10 protein-coding genes are annotated in these 15,744 nt (G+C 50.0%); 2 read left to right on the top strand and 8 right to left on the bottom strand.

Going from position 1 to position 15,744, the window contains the following annotated elements; genetic code table 11:
* Positions 1-20 precede the first annotated feature (20 nt).
* The 6 genes from FHS60_RS03480 to FHS60_RS03455 all read right to left on the bottom strand — a co-directional run bounded on the left by FHS60_RS03480 (position 21) and on the right by FHS60_RS03455 (position 9,689).
* Complete coding sequence (locus FHS60_RS03480; protein WP_183695051.1) at positions 21-863, bottom strand: BRO-N domain-containing protein; 843 nt, start codon at positions 861-863, stop codon at positions 21-23.
* Positions 864-987: 124 nt separating this feature from the next.
* Positions 988-2,310: a tRNA (N6-isopentenyl adenosine(37)-C2)-methylthiotransferase MiaB gene (miaB, locus tag FHS60_RS03475; RefSeq protein ID WP_183695048.1), complete on the bottom strand. Its 1,323-nt coding sequence runs from the start codon at positions 2,308-2,310 to the stop codon at positions 988-990.
* Positions 2,311-2,487: 177 nt separating this feature from the next.
* Complete coding sequence (locus tag FHS60_RS03470; protein WP_244957415.1) at positions 2,488-3,999, bottom strand: leucine-rich repeat domain-containing protein; 1,512 nt, start codon at positions 3,997-3,999, stop codon at positions 2,488-2,490.
* A gap of 1,277 nt (positions 4,000-5,276) precedes the next feature.
* A complete protein-coding gene (gene ispD, locus FHS60_RS03465; RefSeq protein ID WP_183695045.1) occupies positions 5,277-6,812 on the bottom strand; it encodes a 2-C-methyl-D-erythritol 4-phosphate cytidylyltransferase in 1,536 nt (511 codons plus the stop codon).
* 72 nt (positions 6,813-6,884) lie between these two features.
* Positions 6,885-7,856 (bottom strand): YqiA/YcfP family alpha/beta fold hydrolase, encoded by a 972-nt coding sequence (locus FHS60_RS03460; RefSeq protein WP_183695042.1) that lies wholly within the window; start codon positions 7,854-7,856, stop codon positions 6,885-6,887.
* 168 nt (positions 7,857-8,024) lie between these two features.
* Positions 8,025-9,689, bottom strand: a complete 1,665-nt coding sequence (locus FHS60_RS03455; RefSeq protein WP_183695039.1) for a nucleoside kinase — start codon at positions 9,687-9,689, stop codon at positions 8,025-8,027.
* A gap of 215 nt (positions 9,690-9,904) precedes the next feature.
* On the opposite strand from FHS60_RS03455, the gene FHS60_RS03450 reads away from it, so the two are divergent.
* Entirely contained in the window at positions 9,905-10,951 is a 1,047-nt protein-coding gene (locus FHS60_RS03450) for an acyltransferase (protein WP_183695036.1), read from the top strand.
* A 49-nt stretch (positions 10,952-11,000) separates the two neighbouring features.
* On the opposite strand, the gene FHS60_RS03445 is transcribed toward FHS60_RS03450, so the two are convergent.
* Positions 11,001-12,446 carry an oligosaccharide flippase family protein gene (locus FHS60_RS03445; RefSeq protein ID WP_183695152.1) on the bottom strand — a complete coding sequence of 482 codons (1,446 nt, stop codon included), beginning with the start codon at positions 12,444-12,446 and terminating at the stop codon, positions 11,001-11,003.
* 124 nt (positions 12,447-12,570) lie between these two features.
* Positions 12,571-13,500, bottom strand: coding sequence for an acyltransferase family protein (locus FHS60_RS03440; RefSeq protein ID WP_183695033.1), 930 nt, complete (start codon positions 13,498-13,500; stop codon positions 12,571-12,573).
* An 823-nt stretch (positions 13,501-14,323) separates the two neighbouring features.
* Between FHS60_RS03440 and FHS60_RS03435 the strand changes: the two genes are divergently transcribed.
* Positions 14,324-15,568 (top strand): alpha/beta hydrolase, encoded by a 1,245-nt coding sequence (locus FHS60_RS03435; RefSeq protein ID WP_183695030.1) that lies wholly within the window; start codon positions 14,324-14,326, stop codon positions 15,566-15,568.
* Positions 15,569-15,744 lie beyond the last annotated feature (176 nt).

Genomic DNA, 15,744 nt, shown 5'->3' with positions numbered 1-15,744 from the left:
AATCATATAGGACTAAATCCTTAATCTTTTTGAGCATTCTTTTCATTCAACAAAAGTCCGTGTTTTGCATTCAAAGGAGATATTACGTTTTCACCAGTTTTTGCTTCTAATTCAAGACGTGCATTACGTGCAATTTCTCCTCCTTGACGAGCTACATGACTGTGCTCATTCATCGTTTCTGGATTAGTTGTTTCCGAAATACGTTTTGTCGACAACTCTGCTAACATATTAAGTACCAACTCTGTGTTAGTCATATTATCGCGCAAGTTTTGCTTCGTTAGCCCTTTAAATCTTTTATACTCCTTAGCTGTTTTACCTGCCCATGTTTGGTAAATAATATCTGTTAAAGATGCAAATTGCACTCCCTCTTGTAGTCCACGTTTCTTCCATTCATCAGTAAGTTCTTTTCGTATTTCGATACTCTTCAAACGTTGATTGATCCAATTATCGGAATACCCCAAACGTTTATAATCACTCATCGCTTGATCTATCGATAACTCTGGATCTTGCATCTGATCCAAACGCTCACGTGCCACTTGTGCAATCCACAACTTAAATGGTTCCGCCTTTTGGGAAGGTATTGACTGTATCAGCCTGAAAAGTTGTTCTGTATCAGCCACATCTGTTAGCCGCATTTTACCATCTGCGGCACGCATTTTCAAACCGTGACAATTTGTCACGGTTTCATTCCCTTCTTGTTTTAGACGCTGTTTCAGTTTTCTCCAATAAGCAGTAGGATTTATGCTATCCGTCAATATAGCAATAGCATCCACAATGGAAAAGTACCACTTCTCCTGTTTTTCGTCCCAAAAAGTACGTACTTTTTTTTCTTCAAACAGCTGTATGGATTGCTTTTTGTTCATATTTTTTCGCCTTTCTAATTTCCTCTTTTATCGTACATCTTGCAGAAATAGCTTCTTCTATTTTATATTTCGACCCAATCACTATTACGATCATAGATAATAATGATTGGGTCGAAATGACTTTTTATATCGCAATACCTTTCAGCGTGGCACTGCTACTTTCCGTTATGCGAACGCGCACAAAGTCGCCAATGTGGTGTGTGCCGCGGTCGATGATGACCACTTTGTTTTGCTCCGTTCGCCCGAAAAGTTGGTCGCGACTGCGCTTGCTCACACCCTCCACAAGGATTTCGAATTCGCGTCCCTCATCGCGCTTATTGCTCTCGGCACTCAGTTCGTTCTGGAGTGCAATGAGTTCGTTGAGGCGGCGGATTTTCGTTTCTTCCGGAATGTCGTCGGGCAAGTGTTTAGAGGCGTAAGTCCCAGGGCGCTCGCTATATTTGAACATGAATGCACTGTCATAACCGCACTCGCGCATCAGCGAAAGGCTCTGCTGGTGATCCTCCTCTGTTTCTCCACAATAGCCCGCAAAGATATCCGTGCTTAAACCGCAGTTGGGGACAATTCGGCGAATGGCAGCTACGCGATCTAAATACCATTCGCGGGTGTACTTTCGGTTCATACGTTTCAGTATCACGTCCGAACCGCTCTGCACGGGAAGGTGGATGTGGCGGCAAACGTTGGGCTCTTCAGCAATGACGCGGAGCGTATCGTCGCTCATATCCTTCGGGTGAGAAGTGGTGAATCGCACGCGCATACTGGGAACAGCACGCGCTACGGCACGGAGCAATTCGGGAAAACCGAGCGTTTGCTCTCCGTCGGCACTCACCCATTTATAGCTATTGACATTCTGACCGAGCAGCGTAACCTCTTTGAAACCGCGAGCATGGAGGTCGTTCACTTCTTGGAGAATACTCTCCAAATCCCTGCTACGTTCACGCCCACGAGTATAGGGCACGATGCAATAGTGGCAGAAATTGTTACATCCGCGGGTAATACTCACAAAACCACTCAACTGACTGCCGCAAACGCGCTCGGGAACAATGTCGCGGTAGGTCTCCGTGAGCGAGAGTTCCGTATTCATCACCTTATGTCCCGTTTCTGCCTGCGCCACCAAGTCGGGCAGCGTCAGATAGGCATCAGGTCCCGCCACGAGGTCTGCATGATGCTCATTGAGAAGTCCCTCCTTCACGCGCTCCGCCATACATCCCAGCACACCGATAATAAGCTGGCGCCCATGTTTCCGCAAGCCGTTGAGTTCGTCGAGGCGATGAATGATGCGTTGCTCAGCTTTGTCGCGCACTGAGCAAGTGTTGAGGAAGACAGCGTCAGCCTCATCTATATTTTCAGTGGGTTCGTACCCCGCCATCTTCATGACGGAAGCCACCACTTCTGAGTCGGCCACATTCATTTGGCAGCCGTAAGTTTCTATATATAAATGCTTCATGGCTGCAAAGATACTACTTTTTTCTGAGCCGTCTGATCGCACAATTCCACCCAAGACAACGAAAAACCCTAACAGTACCCTCTCGGGTGCCTGTTAGGGAAAACTTTAGATTTATAAGGAATAGACCTACACGACTTACAAGCTGCACCAAGCATCTTGCTGTGTATCTCTTCTCTCCTATTTCATTATGAATTTCTTGGAGAACTGGCCGTAGCTCAATATATATACGCCTTTGGGGAGAGAGGGGAAACGTACGCTTGTGCCGAAGCCCTCCTGCAATAACATACCATTGGTAGCATAGAGCCTCCAGCTGGTACTCCCTCCCGTAAAGCTCACGGAACGACCATCGAAAGCAATAACAGGCCGATTCGTTTCTTTAGAAAATTGAATATTGCCTATACCCGTCTTAACAAGTTCCTCACCGTTCAAAACGTACCACTTCTTCGCCGTAGCTTGTCGAAGCCCCTCGTCTGTTATACAGTTCATATCGGGGGTAGAATCTTCCGCATGATTGAACAGCATCAAATAACCCTCATCCACTTCTGGCAAACTCTGGATCAGACGCAGCGAGGCATCGCCGCTAAGATTGTTGTGGTCCATGAGGAGCGCACGCAATCCACTGCAACCCGTTGCTGAGAGTTCGCTGATTTGATTGTGATCGCAGGCTAATGAGTGGAGGGAAGCATTACCAGCGATGGTCAAGGCTGTAAGTTTGTTATAGCTCAAACTTGCTTCTTTGAGTGCAGAGTTATGAGAGAGGTCGAGTGTCTGCAACTGATTGTCGCCACAGCTCAGCGTCATGAGGTTTTCCAAATGGGCTACACTCAGTTCCTTGAGCTGATTGCTGAAGCAGTAAAGCTCCTCGAGTGCCGTATTTTGAGAGAGATCGAGCGTGCTGAGCTCATTGAGCTTGCAGTTGAGTTCTTCCAGTGCCGTCTGTTTACTCACATCAAGCACTTTAAGCTTGTTATCACCACAATATAGATGAGTAAGAAGGGGATTGTTTGTCACGTCAAGTTCGTCCAGTTTGCACTGTTCGCAATAAAGCATCTTGAGCTGCGACAGTTTGCTCACATTGAGCTTTGTAATCTTGTTGCGACTGCAATTCAGTACTTTCAGATTAGGACAATGGGAGACATCTATGCTCTTCAATTGATTGCGATAGCAGGCCAGTTCTGTGAGATGAGTTGCCTGCGAAAGATCAAGCGAAGACAACTGGTTCTCCTGGCAATAGAGCAGAAGGAGTTCAGCTCCACCACCGTAGTTGAGCGCCGCAAGCTCGTTGTCGTTACAATAGAGACGCTTCAACTTTGTGTTCTTCGATACATCAAGCGAAGAAAGTTCGTTGATATCACATTTTAGCACCGTCAGCGATGCCGCTTGAGAACAGTCGATAGAAGAGAGTTTAAGCGAGGAGCATTCGAGTCCTAAAACATCGCCTTCAATCGTAATGGTAGGTTTGTTGGCTGTAGCTTTCAGCGGCAGGAATGTAGGCGTTTCGAGATTTTCCGAAACCGAATAGACACTTGTTGTGCCGTCACCTGTTCCAATCTTCACGCTACCTCCGCGAGCAGCTATCGAAAGGCGTAGTGCTTCATCCTTAGGCATAGAGCTCTTAAGCGTAATGGTCTGTGCCGACACGATTGTGGACAGCAATAGAAAAAAGACAGAAAGTAAAGACTTTTTCATAATAGATATTTTAGATATGAGTATTTCGGCTGATTAAGAGGCAGATAAGACTCTATTGGACAAAGATAAGGATAAAGTCAATGATTTACACAAGATTTTAAGACTTTTCTAAAAAGAAAAAAGAAATACCAGAGTGATGAATCAACACTATTTAGGCTATTTTTAATGATTCTACACTACCTCCTAAACCACATCTATATAAAGTAACCTACGCCTCCGGCGGAGACGCACTATGTTTAACCGCGAGTGATGCCCGAACAATCGTGAGGGCGAACCCGTGGAGAAGTGGACAGATAGCAACACAAACTTTCGACACCGGAGGTGTCGCACTGAAAGCGTTGAGGGAGTATTCTCCCTCTCTCCTCCTATAGAAAAACTCGATTTTTGTTGTCACGTTGTCACGGAGGAAGGGAAGAAGCTGATAGAAAGGAGCTTATACGCGTGACAACGATTGCCCTTTGTTGTCACACCGTTGTCACGCGTCGTCACGCCTGCAATGAATACATTATCAGGCGGTTATGCTCAAAGTGTGACAACGTGACGATGTGACGACGAAAAAATAAACTCTTGGGAGGGGGAAGTGGGTGCTGTGCGACGCTTCCTGCGTCGGAAGTTTGTGCATCCCTTTCCCACGGGTTCGCCCTTTGGGCATCACCCGCGGTTACGCATGGTGTGTCCCCGCCGGGGACAGTGGGTGAACACGCTACATCGCAGCGCGAGTGGACGCAATAAGGGGGGAGCTGATAACCTTATTGGATTTCCGAACACAATAAGCGCGTGAGCTGAGGCAATAAGGCTGCTGACGGATAGCCTTATTGTATTCTCAAACGCAATAAGGGGATGAGCTGACGCAATAAGGGCGTGGACGAATAGCCTTATTGCTTTCCCGAACGCAATAAGCGCGTGGGTTGACGCAATAAGGCTACCAACTGATAGCCTTATTGTATTCTCGAACGCAATGAGGGGATGGGCTGACGCAATAAGGATGTTTGCGCGAAACTATATCATTAGATGTATGTCCTCCAAAAATATTTGGGAAAAGATTTAGAAACTTCTTTGTGAACATAAAACATTGGTTCCAAAATTATTATCAAGACGAAAAACTTCACTACAACTTCAGAAAAAGAAAGTCTTTAAGGGCGCTTCATCCTTTTCGCGGTATTCTTCGTGAATAGGCTACGGCAAAAAATAAAGCTTCTGAAGAGTCAGGAGCTTTTTGCTGTTGCTGGATGGGAGGATCTAAGCAGCAGTGAGAGGGATGTGCGGAGGAGCTGCACTTAGAGCAACTCCACATCGTAGTAGATAGAATGCACTTGTCGCTGGTTTTCGGGCGGCAGCTCTCGCCAATTTCCGAAGCATTCTCGGAGGAAGAAATCGGGGTCGGCAGGGGCAAAAAATTCGCGGTCTTCAAATCTCACCTTTTTCAGGGGGAAGAGTTTGTCCTTGCGGTGCATCAGTCCGCAACCATTATTTTTCAGCATCATCGATACATACTTGCCTTTCGGGAAGAAGAGGGAAGCCGTGTGCCAGATAGCCCCACAGAGTGCGCGCTTTATGCCGAAATAGAACAGTTCAGCAACGGAGCGCCAACTGTAGTAGTGCTGCTTGTGGAGTATCGAATTGGAACGACAATAGCCCTTAGCAATGCGTTTGGTGAAACCGCGCGGAAAAGAGGGACATTCCACCTTCGGGAAAATATCTACATAAACGCCCTTGGCGTAGTCCTGTCGGAAATCGTCCGCAAACTCAACAAAGAAACTGTTCAAGTCGCGCACCTTATAGATAGGAGTCTTTGCCGGCGGGTCGGGTAAGATCATCGTTGGGGGCAACTCGCGGCGCAACGCTTCCTTCATGCGCTCCGTGTCGGCAGCCAGAATGTCGATGTCGACATCATCATCCCAGGGAATGAAACCTCCATGGCGCATGGCTCCCAGTAGGGTTCCGCCCTCGAGCCAATAAGGGATATTGTTGCGTTCGAGAATGTCGGTGATGGTGGTGAGCATCTCCAGCATCTTCAGTTGCAATGGGCGCAACTCGCGCTGGCGGTATTCACGGAGATAGGAATCGGGCGCGGAGACAGCGGAAGGAGCAGCGGAAGAGGGTGCGGTTTCAGCCGATTGGCAGAGACTGCGGTTGTATAAGTTCTCCAGCACTGGCAAGTCCTCCCGATAGGTGAGTTTCTGATTTCGTTCTTCTCCCGCCACGAGGAATACGGGCACATCGGGCAGATACTTTGTCACGACGCCGCAATCATCTGTTGCCTTGAAGGCGGGGTCTTTGAGAGCCTCAGCGTAAGCCTTCACAATCGTGCCCACATGGAATCCCTGCGGCGTTTGCACCCGTTCTATCCATCGGCGGTCGGGCACTTGTTTGACATAGTCGCCTTGCCGCACGATGAGCGTATCGGCCGACGGAATGGTGACATTGACGGCACGCTGCGTTTTCAGCGCACGGCAAACATCGTCGATGATGCGCTGACTGACGAGTGGGCGCACAGCATCGTGGAAGATGAGGTTGGCCGTTTCAGCCTTATAGAGGCGAAGGGCGTTGACAGTGGAATCGGAGCGTTCTTGCCCACCCGCAATCACATGGCGCACCTTCTGGTAGTGGGCCTGAGCCACTATCTTCTGGGTTTCTTCCAGAAAATCGGGATTCGATACCACGCAAATTTCATCGATATGGGCATTGCGTTCGAAAGCCTCAATGGAATGTTCGATGATTCTTTTTCCCGCCATCAGCAAGAACTGCTTTGGCATATCGGCGCCGAAGCGTTTTCCGCTGCCGCCGGCTAAGATGATTGCTATATTGCGCATTTGTTTTGGGGTGAGAGGTTCGGGCTGACCAGGCAGACGAGGCTGACTGGCAACAGAAAGGAGAGATTTGAGTTATTGTCCTCCCAATTGGTCAAAATATTCGAGAAGAGCGTCCCAAGTCTTAAACTGTGGGCTGCCAAAGAGGAGCGTTGTACCGAGGAAAGTATCCTCATCGCGCGCGTCCAAGGTGATGAGATAGTCGCCATAAAGGCGTTCGCGGTGGTTGGTAAGAAAGAGATGATTCCACGCCGGAACGCCAATGTTTTCCTGCAACCACTGCTGGGGCTGTGCATCCTGCGGTGCCACACAATAAACATTGTATCGCTGACTCAAGGTCTCGAAAGCCAAGCGTGCCGAGGAGCGTTGCTTCCCATAATCGTCGCGGAGGGTGGCATAATCAATGAAAACGGCGGGAGAGTCCAATGCGGCCTGATGTTCCCAGAAGCGGCGAACAATCGGCATGACGGAATGGAGCAGAACCTCGTCCGTGAGGCGGTGCTCCCCCTCGAAATAGGCCGAAGAGGGATAGTGTTCACTAAATTCGGCGAAACAATTCACAAAAGGGTCGCGCGTTCCGAAGAGTCCCACCACGCGAGCGGCATCTTCGCTGTCCAGTCCCTCGAAGTTGAGAGCGCAAACCTCATCAAACTCCTTTGCGAGGGCTTTCGTAACGTTTATTTTCGTCACTCCATCTTCGCGGGGCGTAGCAATGGGATATTCACCGAATTTTATGCTCGTCCCCATCGTTTGTCCCATATGCAGTGCCGGATTGACACAGATGCGGTCGAAGCCGCGCAGCTTCTCCACAAGCATTCCGCCCATGGATGTTCCGATAATCAAATCGGGCTGTTCCGCCTCACAAAGGGCCTTGAGAAAAGGCAGTTGCTCGGCGGGCATCAGCGGGATGTCGGGATGCAGCACTTTAGCGTCTGGAAGTTTCTGCTGCAGCAGTGCGGCAGTATGTGTAGCACCGCTCGAGCCGAAGCCGTGAACATACAGGATTTTCTTTCCTGCGAAATAATCGAAAGTCTGTTTGAAATCCATCTTCCTTCATTTTCGAGCGAAGTTAGAGAAAAGAAGCGAGAGGAACAAGTATTGTGTTCGTCTCTCGCTTTGGGAGAAGCTCTGCGCAGCGGGAGCAGTCGGCCGTTTTTCTATGAAATCGAGCGGACAAAGCCTGTGCATGGGAGAGCAGAATAAATCTGTGGGCTGTTAGTACTTAAATGTGCTGCCGCCCAAGAATTCGCGGAGGAGCGATGTGGGAGGTAGTCCCTTGGTGGATATGGGTTTCAGATAGCTCAAGAACTTTCGCAAGCGGTAGGCTTCGGAGTATTCGGGCGCACTTTCGGGCACTTGCTCGAGCAGTGGGAGCGCTTGTTGGCGCAGTGCGGAGAATTCGAACAGCAGCGCCGTATTCATCATTTCATCGGCCTCTTCCTGATACGGGAAAATCCATTTTCCCTCGCCCTCACGCACCATCGGCCAACGCTTGATAGTGTCTTCGGCCGAATAGCCGCGGTACTTATAATCGCGCACAATGCGGCGGAGCAAACGGTTGTCTGTTGTGGGGATGTAGTTGTGGTCGTCGAGCAAGATTGTCGTAAGCGCCGAGGCGTAGATCTTAAATTTGTTCTCGTCGGGGATGTCGGAAGTGAGCGTGGGATTAAGGGCGTGGATGCCTTCAAAGATGATGAGCGTATCCGGATTTAGCTTTAGTCGTTTCCCGCTCTTCTCGCTCATTCCCGTTTGGAAGTTGTAGCGCGGCAGTTCCACCTCCTCTCCCGCGATGAGCGCCTTGATCTGACTGTTGAGTAAGGGGATGTTGAGCGCGTTGATATTCTCGTAGTCCAGTTCGCCCTCCGGCGTGCGCGGCGTGTCGTGGCGATGCACGAAATAGTCGTCCAAACTGATGGCGACGGGCTTCTTGCCGCTCGCTATGAGCTGCACGGCGAGGCGTTTGGAGAAGGTAGTCTTTCCCGAACTTGAAGGGCCGGCAATGAGGATTACTCTGATGTTGGGGTTCTCAGCGATGCGATCCGCCATGCGGGAGATTTTCTTCTCTTGCAGGGCTTCGCTCACGTTCACCAGTTCGTTGGTGCGCCCTTCCTCATTGGCTTTGTTGAGTTCGCCAATGGTGGAGACGCCTAAGATATGCTGCCAGTTGTGTTGTTCTTGGAAAACGGAGAACATCTTGTGCTGGTCGATCATCGGCTTTAGTTGCTGCGGATGTTCGGGGTCGGGGAGGCGCAGCAGAATACCGTCGTAGTAGGGTATCACGTCGAAAAGCGTGATTTGTCCAGTACGTATCAGTAGCGAACCGTAGAAATAGTCGGGCGTTTCTCCCAGCGTGTAATAATTGGTATAGAGCGATCCGTAGCTTTCCAAGAGTTCGGCTTTGCTTTCTTGTCCGTTTTCGCGGAAGAGTCGTACAGCATCCTCCGTTGGGCAGGTGATGCGGTGGTACGGCAGGTCGGCAGCGATGATCTCCTGCATCTTACTGCGCAGCGCATCCACCACCTCGTCCGTCACTCCAGAGCTGATGCCGTCTAAACGGCAGTAGTAGCCATTGCTGACAGGGGTGCTGACGCGCAGGCGGGCTTCGGGATAGAGTTCCACTACTGCTTTGTAGAGCACAAAGAAGAGTGAGCGCGTATAGGTGCGCATTCCCGAAGCGGAAGTAATATCGAGAAACTCGATGTCTTTATCGTTGAAGAGGGTATAATGAAGCCCTTCCACTTTGTTATTGACTTTTGCGGAAGTACATCCGTAGGGCAGATGCAGTTCCAGCATCTCATAGACTTGTTCCAGATTGTAGCCAGCCGGCACTTTGTGCAACTTGCCGGTATTCTTACAGCGAATATTGAGCGTTGTTAGCATGATGTTTAGTTTTAGCCTTGGCGGCGGAAGTGGCTTTGAGAGGAGGGAGAGATAGCTTATTCTCAGACCAGTCTGACTCGTCCGACCAGTCCGACTCAGCTTTCTCCTCTCGCCGAAGTGCCGCAGGCGCTTCAAGGCAAATATACTGACTTTTGGGCTTTTTTGTTTATTTTTGCCAGAAAAGTACTCCAACGATTTTAAAAAAAGACAAATTCATGACGATACAGAAGAAACCGCGTTTGGCCAATATGGAGCTGCTCCGCTTCATGGCGATGTTTATGATTCTCACCCTTCATGCCGATTATTTCTGCTTCGGATGGCCGCAGCGGCGGGACATTCTGACGCTTCCGGAGGTTTGGGGCGTGCGCATCTTGGTGGAACATTGGGCCATCATAGGTGTGAATGTATTCGTCCTTATTTCGGGATGGTTTGGCATACGCACCTCGCTAAAAGAAGCCGTAAAATTGCTTTTCCAGGTGTTCTTCATCGCCCTGCTTTCTTCGGGGACGGTTTTGCTACTCAAGGGTATGCCCACGGGCGGACTGATAGCTATTGCAAAAAGCTTTATCTCCTATTGGTTTGTATGGTCGTATCTGCTCCTCTATCTGTTTGCGCCCGCCCTCAATGCCTTTGTGGAGACGGCAGGAAAGCAACAGTTGAAGGGTTTCTTAATTGCGTTTTTCACTTTCGCAACGCTCGACTTGGCTGCACACTTCTCCGATGATTTTCGGTGGGGTTATTCTGCCATTTTCTTTATGGGGCTCTACGTTCTGGCTCGTTATATTCGCCTCCATGTTGATTATAAAGCCTTGCGCACACGCACCTTGTTAATCGTGTATGCCGCGTGCCTATTGCTCCCAGCTTTCTTCACGTTTGCTTCTGCGAGCTGGTTACCACTTATCTTCTATCAAATCGCAAAGACATTCTTTCTCACCTATTCTTTCCCTATCAACGTTTTAGAAGCAATTGTTCTGCTGATTCTCTTCGACCGCCTACAACTGCGTTCAAGCCTTTCGCGCCCCATCAACTGGCTGGCGGCGGGCGCTTTCACGGTCTATCTCGTACATCAGAACACACTTGTCCGTCCGCTCTATGCTCAGTGGGTCAAGGACATAGATACCTCCTTGCCGTTTGGTCTCAACTTCTTAGGCGTTGCCTTGATGCTCTGTGCCGTTTATTTGGCTTGTACGCTGCTCGACCAATTGCGCGTGGCAGTCTGGCAGAGTGGCGAAAAACTGTGGGGGAAATATCGCAAGAAATAAGCCTTATTCTCTTCTTTCGAATAAGGCTCTAAAAAACTCTATCAAAACTTTAGGACGCTTTTCCTTTCTGAAAGAGGAAAAGCAGGCTTTCGCGGAATATGGCAGAGCCACTCATCCACAGCGTGAGGCAATAGGTTGTGCCTACGAATAGGACTTTGCCCAACAGGCTCAGCCAAAGGTGGGTCACGCCAGAGAAGAGGAAATACGCCCCTATGCAAAGCACAACGGAAAGCCCCAGATAGGGCGCCATGTCCTTCAGAAATGCCAACAACCCATAGCCCGTCAGGCGGCGAACAAAGTGGTGCCAGAACAAGAGCCAGAGAATGTTGACCGCCACAAAGACGCGCAACATCCACTCTAATCCGTAGGGGCTCACCAGTAATGCAGCACCAAACACGAGTATGGCCAGCCCGATTGTTCCCCACATATAAATCCCCGAACGCCCACGCGCCAGCAGGAAGTTCTGGAAAAGCGTTTGCATCGGAACGAAAGCGCCCCAAATACAAAGGAGTTGCAGCATGGCAGCCGAAGCGAGCCATTTCTCCGTGATGGTGATGATGATGAACTCGTGTGCAATGACGCTCAAACCGAACATGGCGGGGAAAGTGAGGCATGCGGTCAGACGCACCATCTTTTGCAGAGCAGCGCGTTGCTGCTCGCGGTCGTCCACCTTGGCAAAAAGGGGCTGCGTCACGCTGTAAAGCATCTGCGAAATGAGACTATGCCCCATTGTATTCCATTTATTAGCCTGCGTGAATTTGCCCAGTTCGCGACGATTGAAGAGCTTACCGAGCAAGATAGAAAACAGCTGCTGGTTGAGAATCACAAAGACATTAGTGATGATCAGGCGGCCGGAATAGCCCAACATCTCCCTGACGGGGCGGAACGAGAAATGGATGCTGGGCCACCAGCGGGTGACCCAATACGTTCCGAGGGTTGTGCAGACGGCGTAAACAATGGATTGCGTGGCGATGCCCCAATAAGCAAAACCTTGCCACGCCATAGTCACGCCCACAATGCCCGAAGTGAGGAGCGCAACGAAGCTGATGATCGTGTTCTGCTTCACTTTGAGTTCGCGGAAGAGATAAGCGCGCGGCACAATATTCAGACTCGAGATGACAAAGCCCGCAAAGACGTAGCGAGCTAAGGGAGTTAAATCCGGCTCATGGAAAAAATCGGCTATCAGCGGGGCGCAGAAAAAAAGGAGCGTATAGAGCGAAAGACTCATCAGCGTGTTAAACCAAAACACACTATTATAATCCGCGCGGGTCACGTTTTTCCGCTTATTGAGTGCCGAGATAAATCCGCCCTCTTGCAGCGAACCGGCAATGAGAGTAAAGACGGTGAGATACCCCACCATACCGTAGTCGGCATCGGTGAGCAAACGTCCCAAAAAGATACCGAACACGAGGTTCAGCAACTGCTGCAAACCGCTGGCGATACCGCCCCATAGCAGTCCGTTTGCGGTTTTCTCTTTCAGACTTGACATTTCTATTTATAACTATTTCCGACAAAATTACGCTTTTCTATGTAGCTCACAAAGCAAGCCTTTGAGAGAAGCCGCATTTTGTTTGTTTTTCCTATCAGCACATTCTTTCTATCCTTTCCCAGCTGCCTTGTTATCGCAAAATTCTCTTACGGCCAAAAAGATAGGACAAGCGCGTGCGGTCGAGCAAGAGGGCGAGCGCAAGAGTTCCTCCGAGACCCACGCCAACGGTCACAAAGGCGTGGAGCAGTCCTGTAGGGTCGAAGCCGAAGAGAGGCAGGTAGAATTTCGAGAGCATCGTAAATATGGGATGGAAGATATAGATCGGGAAAGTATTTCGCCCAATGTAGTCGATGACCTGCTTTGTCCGCCCTGTTGTGAGCCTACTGAAATAAGCAGCAAAACAAAGAAACGACACCACGCAAACGAGCATGGCGATTGTTCCCCAGCCCCAATACTCGCGCTGAACGATGAGCAGACCGAAAGGAAGTATGGGCCACAAACTCGCCTTATAGATGCGCGAGAAATCGCCTATATATTGCCGCACGCCCACGCCTAAGAAATAATAGAACGCGGCATGAATGTCCAGCAAAGGCGTGAAGAGTGACACGCCGATGAGGAGGGCGGCAAAGAGGGAATATTTGGCCGTGATATCGAGTTTGGGCAAGACGCGGAAAGCTGCATAATAGAGAATGCCGCACACCATCATGACGTGCAGAAACCAGTAGGGGCCAATCGACTTCACAAAGAGCACATTGAGCACCGTGGGCACATCGAACGACGTGATACCATCGCGGACGGGCAGATACAGCGAAAGCCCTGCAAAGCCCAAGACGAGCACCATATAGGGCAACCATATCCTCCAAAGATATAAGGCAAACTGCCGGAGCGTCTTTTCGATGTTTACCAAGTAGCCAGTTATCACCAAAAAGGCGGGCATAAAAAACGCGAGAATTGCGTTCTTAATGTCGGGGTAGATATTGCCAAAATTGACGATATGTATCAGAATGACCAATCCTATTAAGATAGCCCTAAAAAAATCAAGGTCTTTGTTGTACTTCATAAGCCGTATTTCTACTGCGATATTGCTAAACTGCTGCAAATTTAAGATTTTTTCAATAGGGACAATCGCGCACCAGCCTTTGTTTGCTAAGACTGCTGCGAGAGCTCTCGGACGGATCGGACTAGTCCGACTGGTCCGAGAAGCAATACTGATTCGTGCTCCTTCGCCTCTTTCGTGCCCTTTCGTGGGCTTAAAACATCAACGAAATTCCCACTTTTCCCCTCCCACGAAAGCCACAAATCCGCGCACGAAAGGGAGAGAGCGAACAGCCCCACCCTCCTGCGCGCCGATACAATAAGGCTGCTGGCTGACTTCCTTATTGCGTCCGCCAACAGAATAAGGAAACCAGCCGACACAATAAGGAAACCGACGAACAGGATAAGGAGAGTTTTCAGCAAGAACGGCCAAAAAAATCAAAAAAGCTCACGAAAACTCCCGCTTTTTCAAGATTTCGCTCGATTTTTCCCGTCCGCGAAAACAAAAATGCCGCGAAAATTTTGGCAGAAAGCAAAAAGGAGAGCCTTTCTCAAATTTTCAGAGAAAGGCATCTTGTCAATTTTTAGGGAAGTTTTTGGTGTTCTCGGACAAGTCGGACGGGTCGGACAAATCGGAGATTCTGTTGAGAGGGGTGCTTGTCGGACGGGTCGGACTGGTCCGACTTGTCCGAGATTCAACAAAGCTGCTCCAGCCTCCAGCAGCAGCTGAGCACTCCCTCTTATGGGAGAGATGGAGGGACTCCCCTCTTCTCCCGCCTTTTTCTGAAGAAAAATCCCTATTTTTGCAAAGTAGGCGGACAATAACTGCCTACAAAAAAAGAAAGGACATGAAACATCGCATCTCTATCTTATTCGGACTACTGCTCTGCCTATCGGCGGCTGTGGCACAAGACTTCGGGCGGTCGCAGCGCGTGTTGGACTGGTTGCAACAACAAAAGGGCGATTCCGTATATGCGCTCTGCAACGCCGAGATGAAAGCGGCGCTCTCCGCGCAACAGTTAGGAGAAATCTACGCACAGCTTGTGCAGCAGGCGGGCACGGAGAACGGTCGTGGCGAATGGGAACGGACGGTGGTTGAAGGAGGAATAGAAGTCGATGGGATACGACTGGATTTTTCGCAGACGTCGCTCATGGCGCTCCTCTCTTGGAATGGCGAGGGACAGCTCTGCGGACTCTTTTTCCGACCTACCACGCCGCCGCAGACTGTGGCGGTAGGGGGCACGGAGAACCGTGAGGTGCAGATTGAGAATGGTAAGATATTCTTACCGGGAACGCTCACGCTACCCACCGAAAGAAAGAAACCAGTGGCGCTGGCCGTGTTGCTGGCGGGCAGCGGCCCTTGCGACCGCAACGAGACTATCGGGCCGAACGCTTTGTTGCGCGATTTGGCCGATTCGTTGGCGCTCCACGGCATCGCCTCTATCCGCTACGACAAGCGCACCCTTGTGTATGGATCGGCGTGCATAGAAATCAGTGGCGGCATGGACTACGACAAAGAAATTGTGGACGATGCGCTCGCGGCACTCCAGCAGGTCGGCGCTTTGCCCGAAGTGGACGCACGGCGCATCTTTGTGGTGGGGCATTCGCTCAGCGGAATGCTGCTGCCGCGCATAGCGCAACGTGCCACAACGCCTTTGGCGGGCATGATAGCTCTGGCCGCTCCAGCGCGCCCTCTCGCCGAGGTGATGAAAGAACAAATAAACTATCTGGGACGCCTCAACCATATCGCGCCTACTGAAATCGACAGCGCATACCGAGCCGCCCTCGCACCGCTCCCTAAGGAGTATCTGAAATTCGACCGCAAATACCGCCCACTCCGAACGGCGCAGCAGCTCACAGTGCCGATGCTTTTCATACAAGGTGGGCACGACTATCAGGTGCGCCAAACCGACTTCCAACTATGGCAGCAGGCACTGGAGAAGAGGCCCAACGTGGACTTTCGCTGGATGCCTACGCTGAACCATCTGATGGCGGAAAGTCCGAACATGTCCCGCCCCGATGACTACGCCGCCCGGCAACTCATCGCCACCCCCGTTGTGGAAACCATCGTGGACTTTATCGGGCGACACTAAGAATGTTAATCATGCCATGCGTTCCTAAAGATACCTACAACTATCTTTATCAAGCAATTTTCCAGCTCTCCCCGAGAACCTAATGTGAATGATAAAAAACCTATCAAAGATAATTCTCTTTCATTTTTATCGTTACCTTTATCGCGCCATCAAAACATTTCAAAGACTTTCGTTTA

The sequence above is a fragment of the Alloprevotella rava genome (assembly GCF_014195585.1).
Classification (GTDB): domain Bacteria; phylum Bacteroidota; class Bacteroidia; order Bacteroidales; family Bacteroidaceae; genus Alloprevotella; species Alloprevotella rava.
This window is presented reverse-complemented; position numbering and strand designations above follow the sequence as displayed.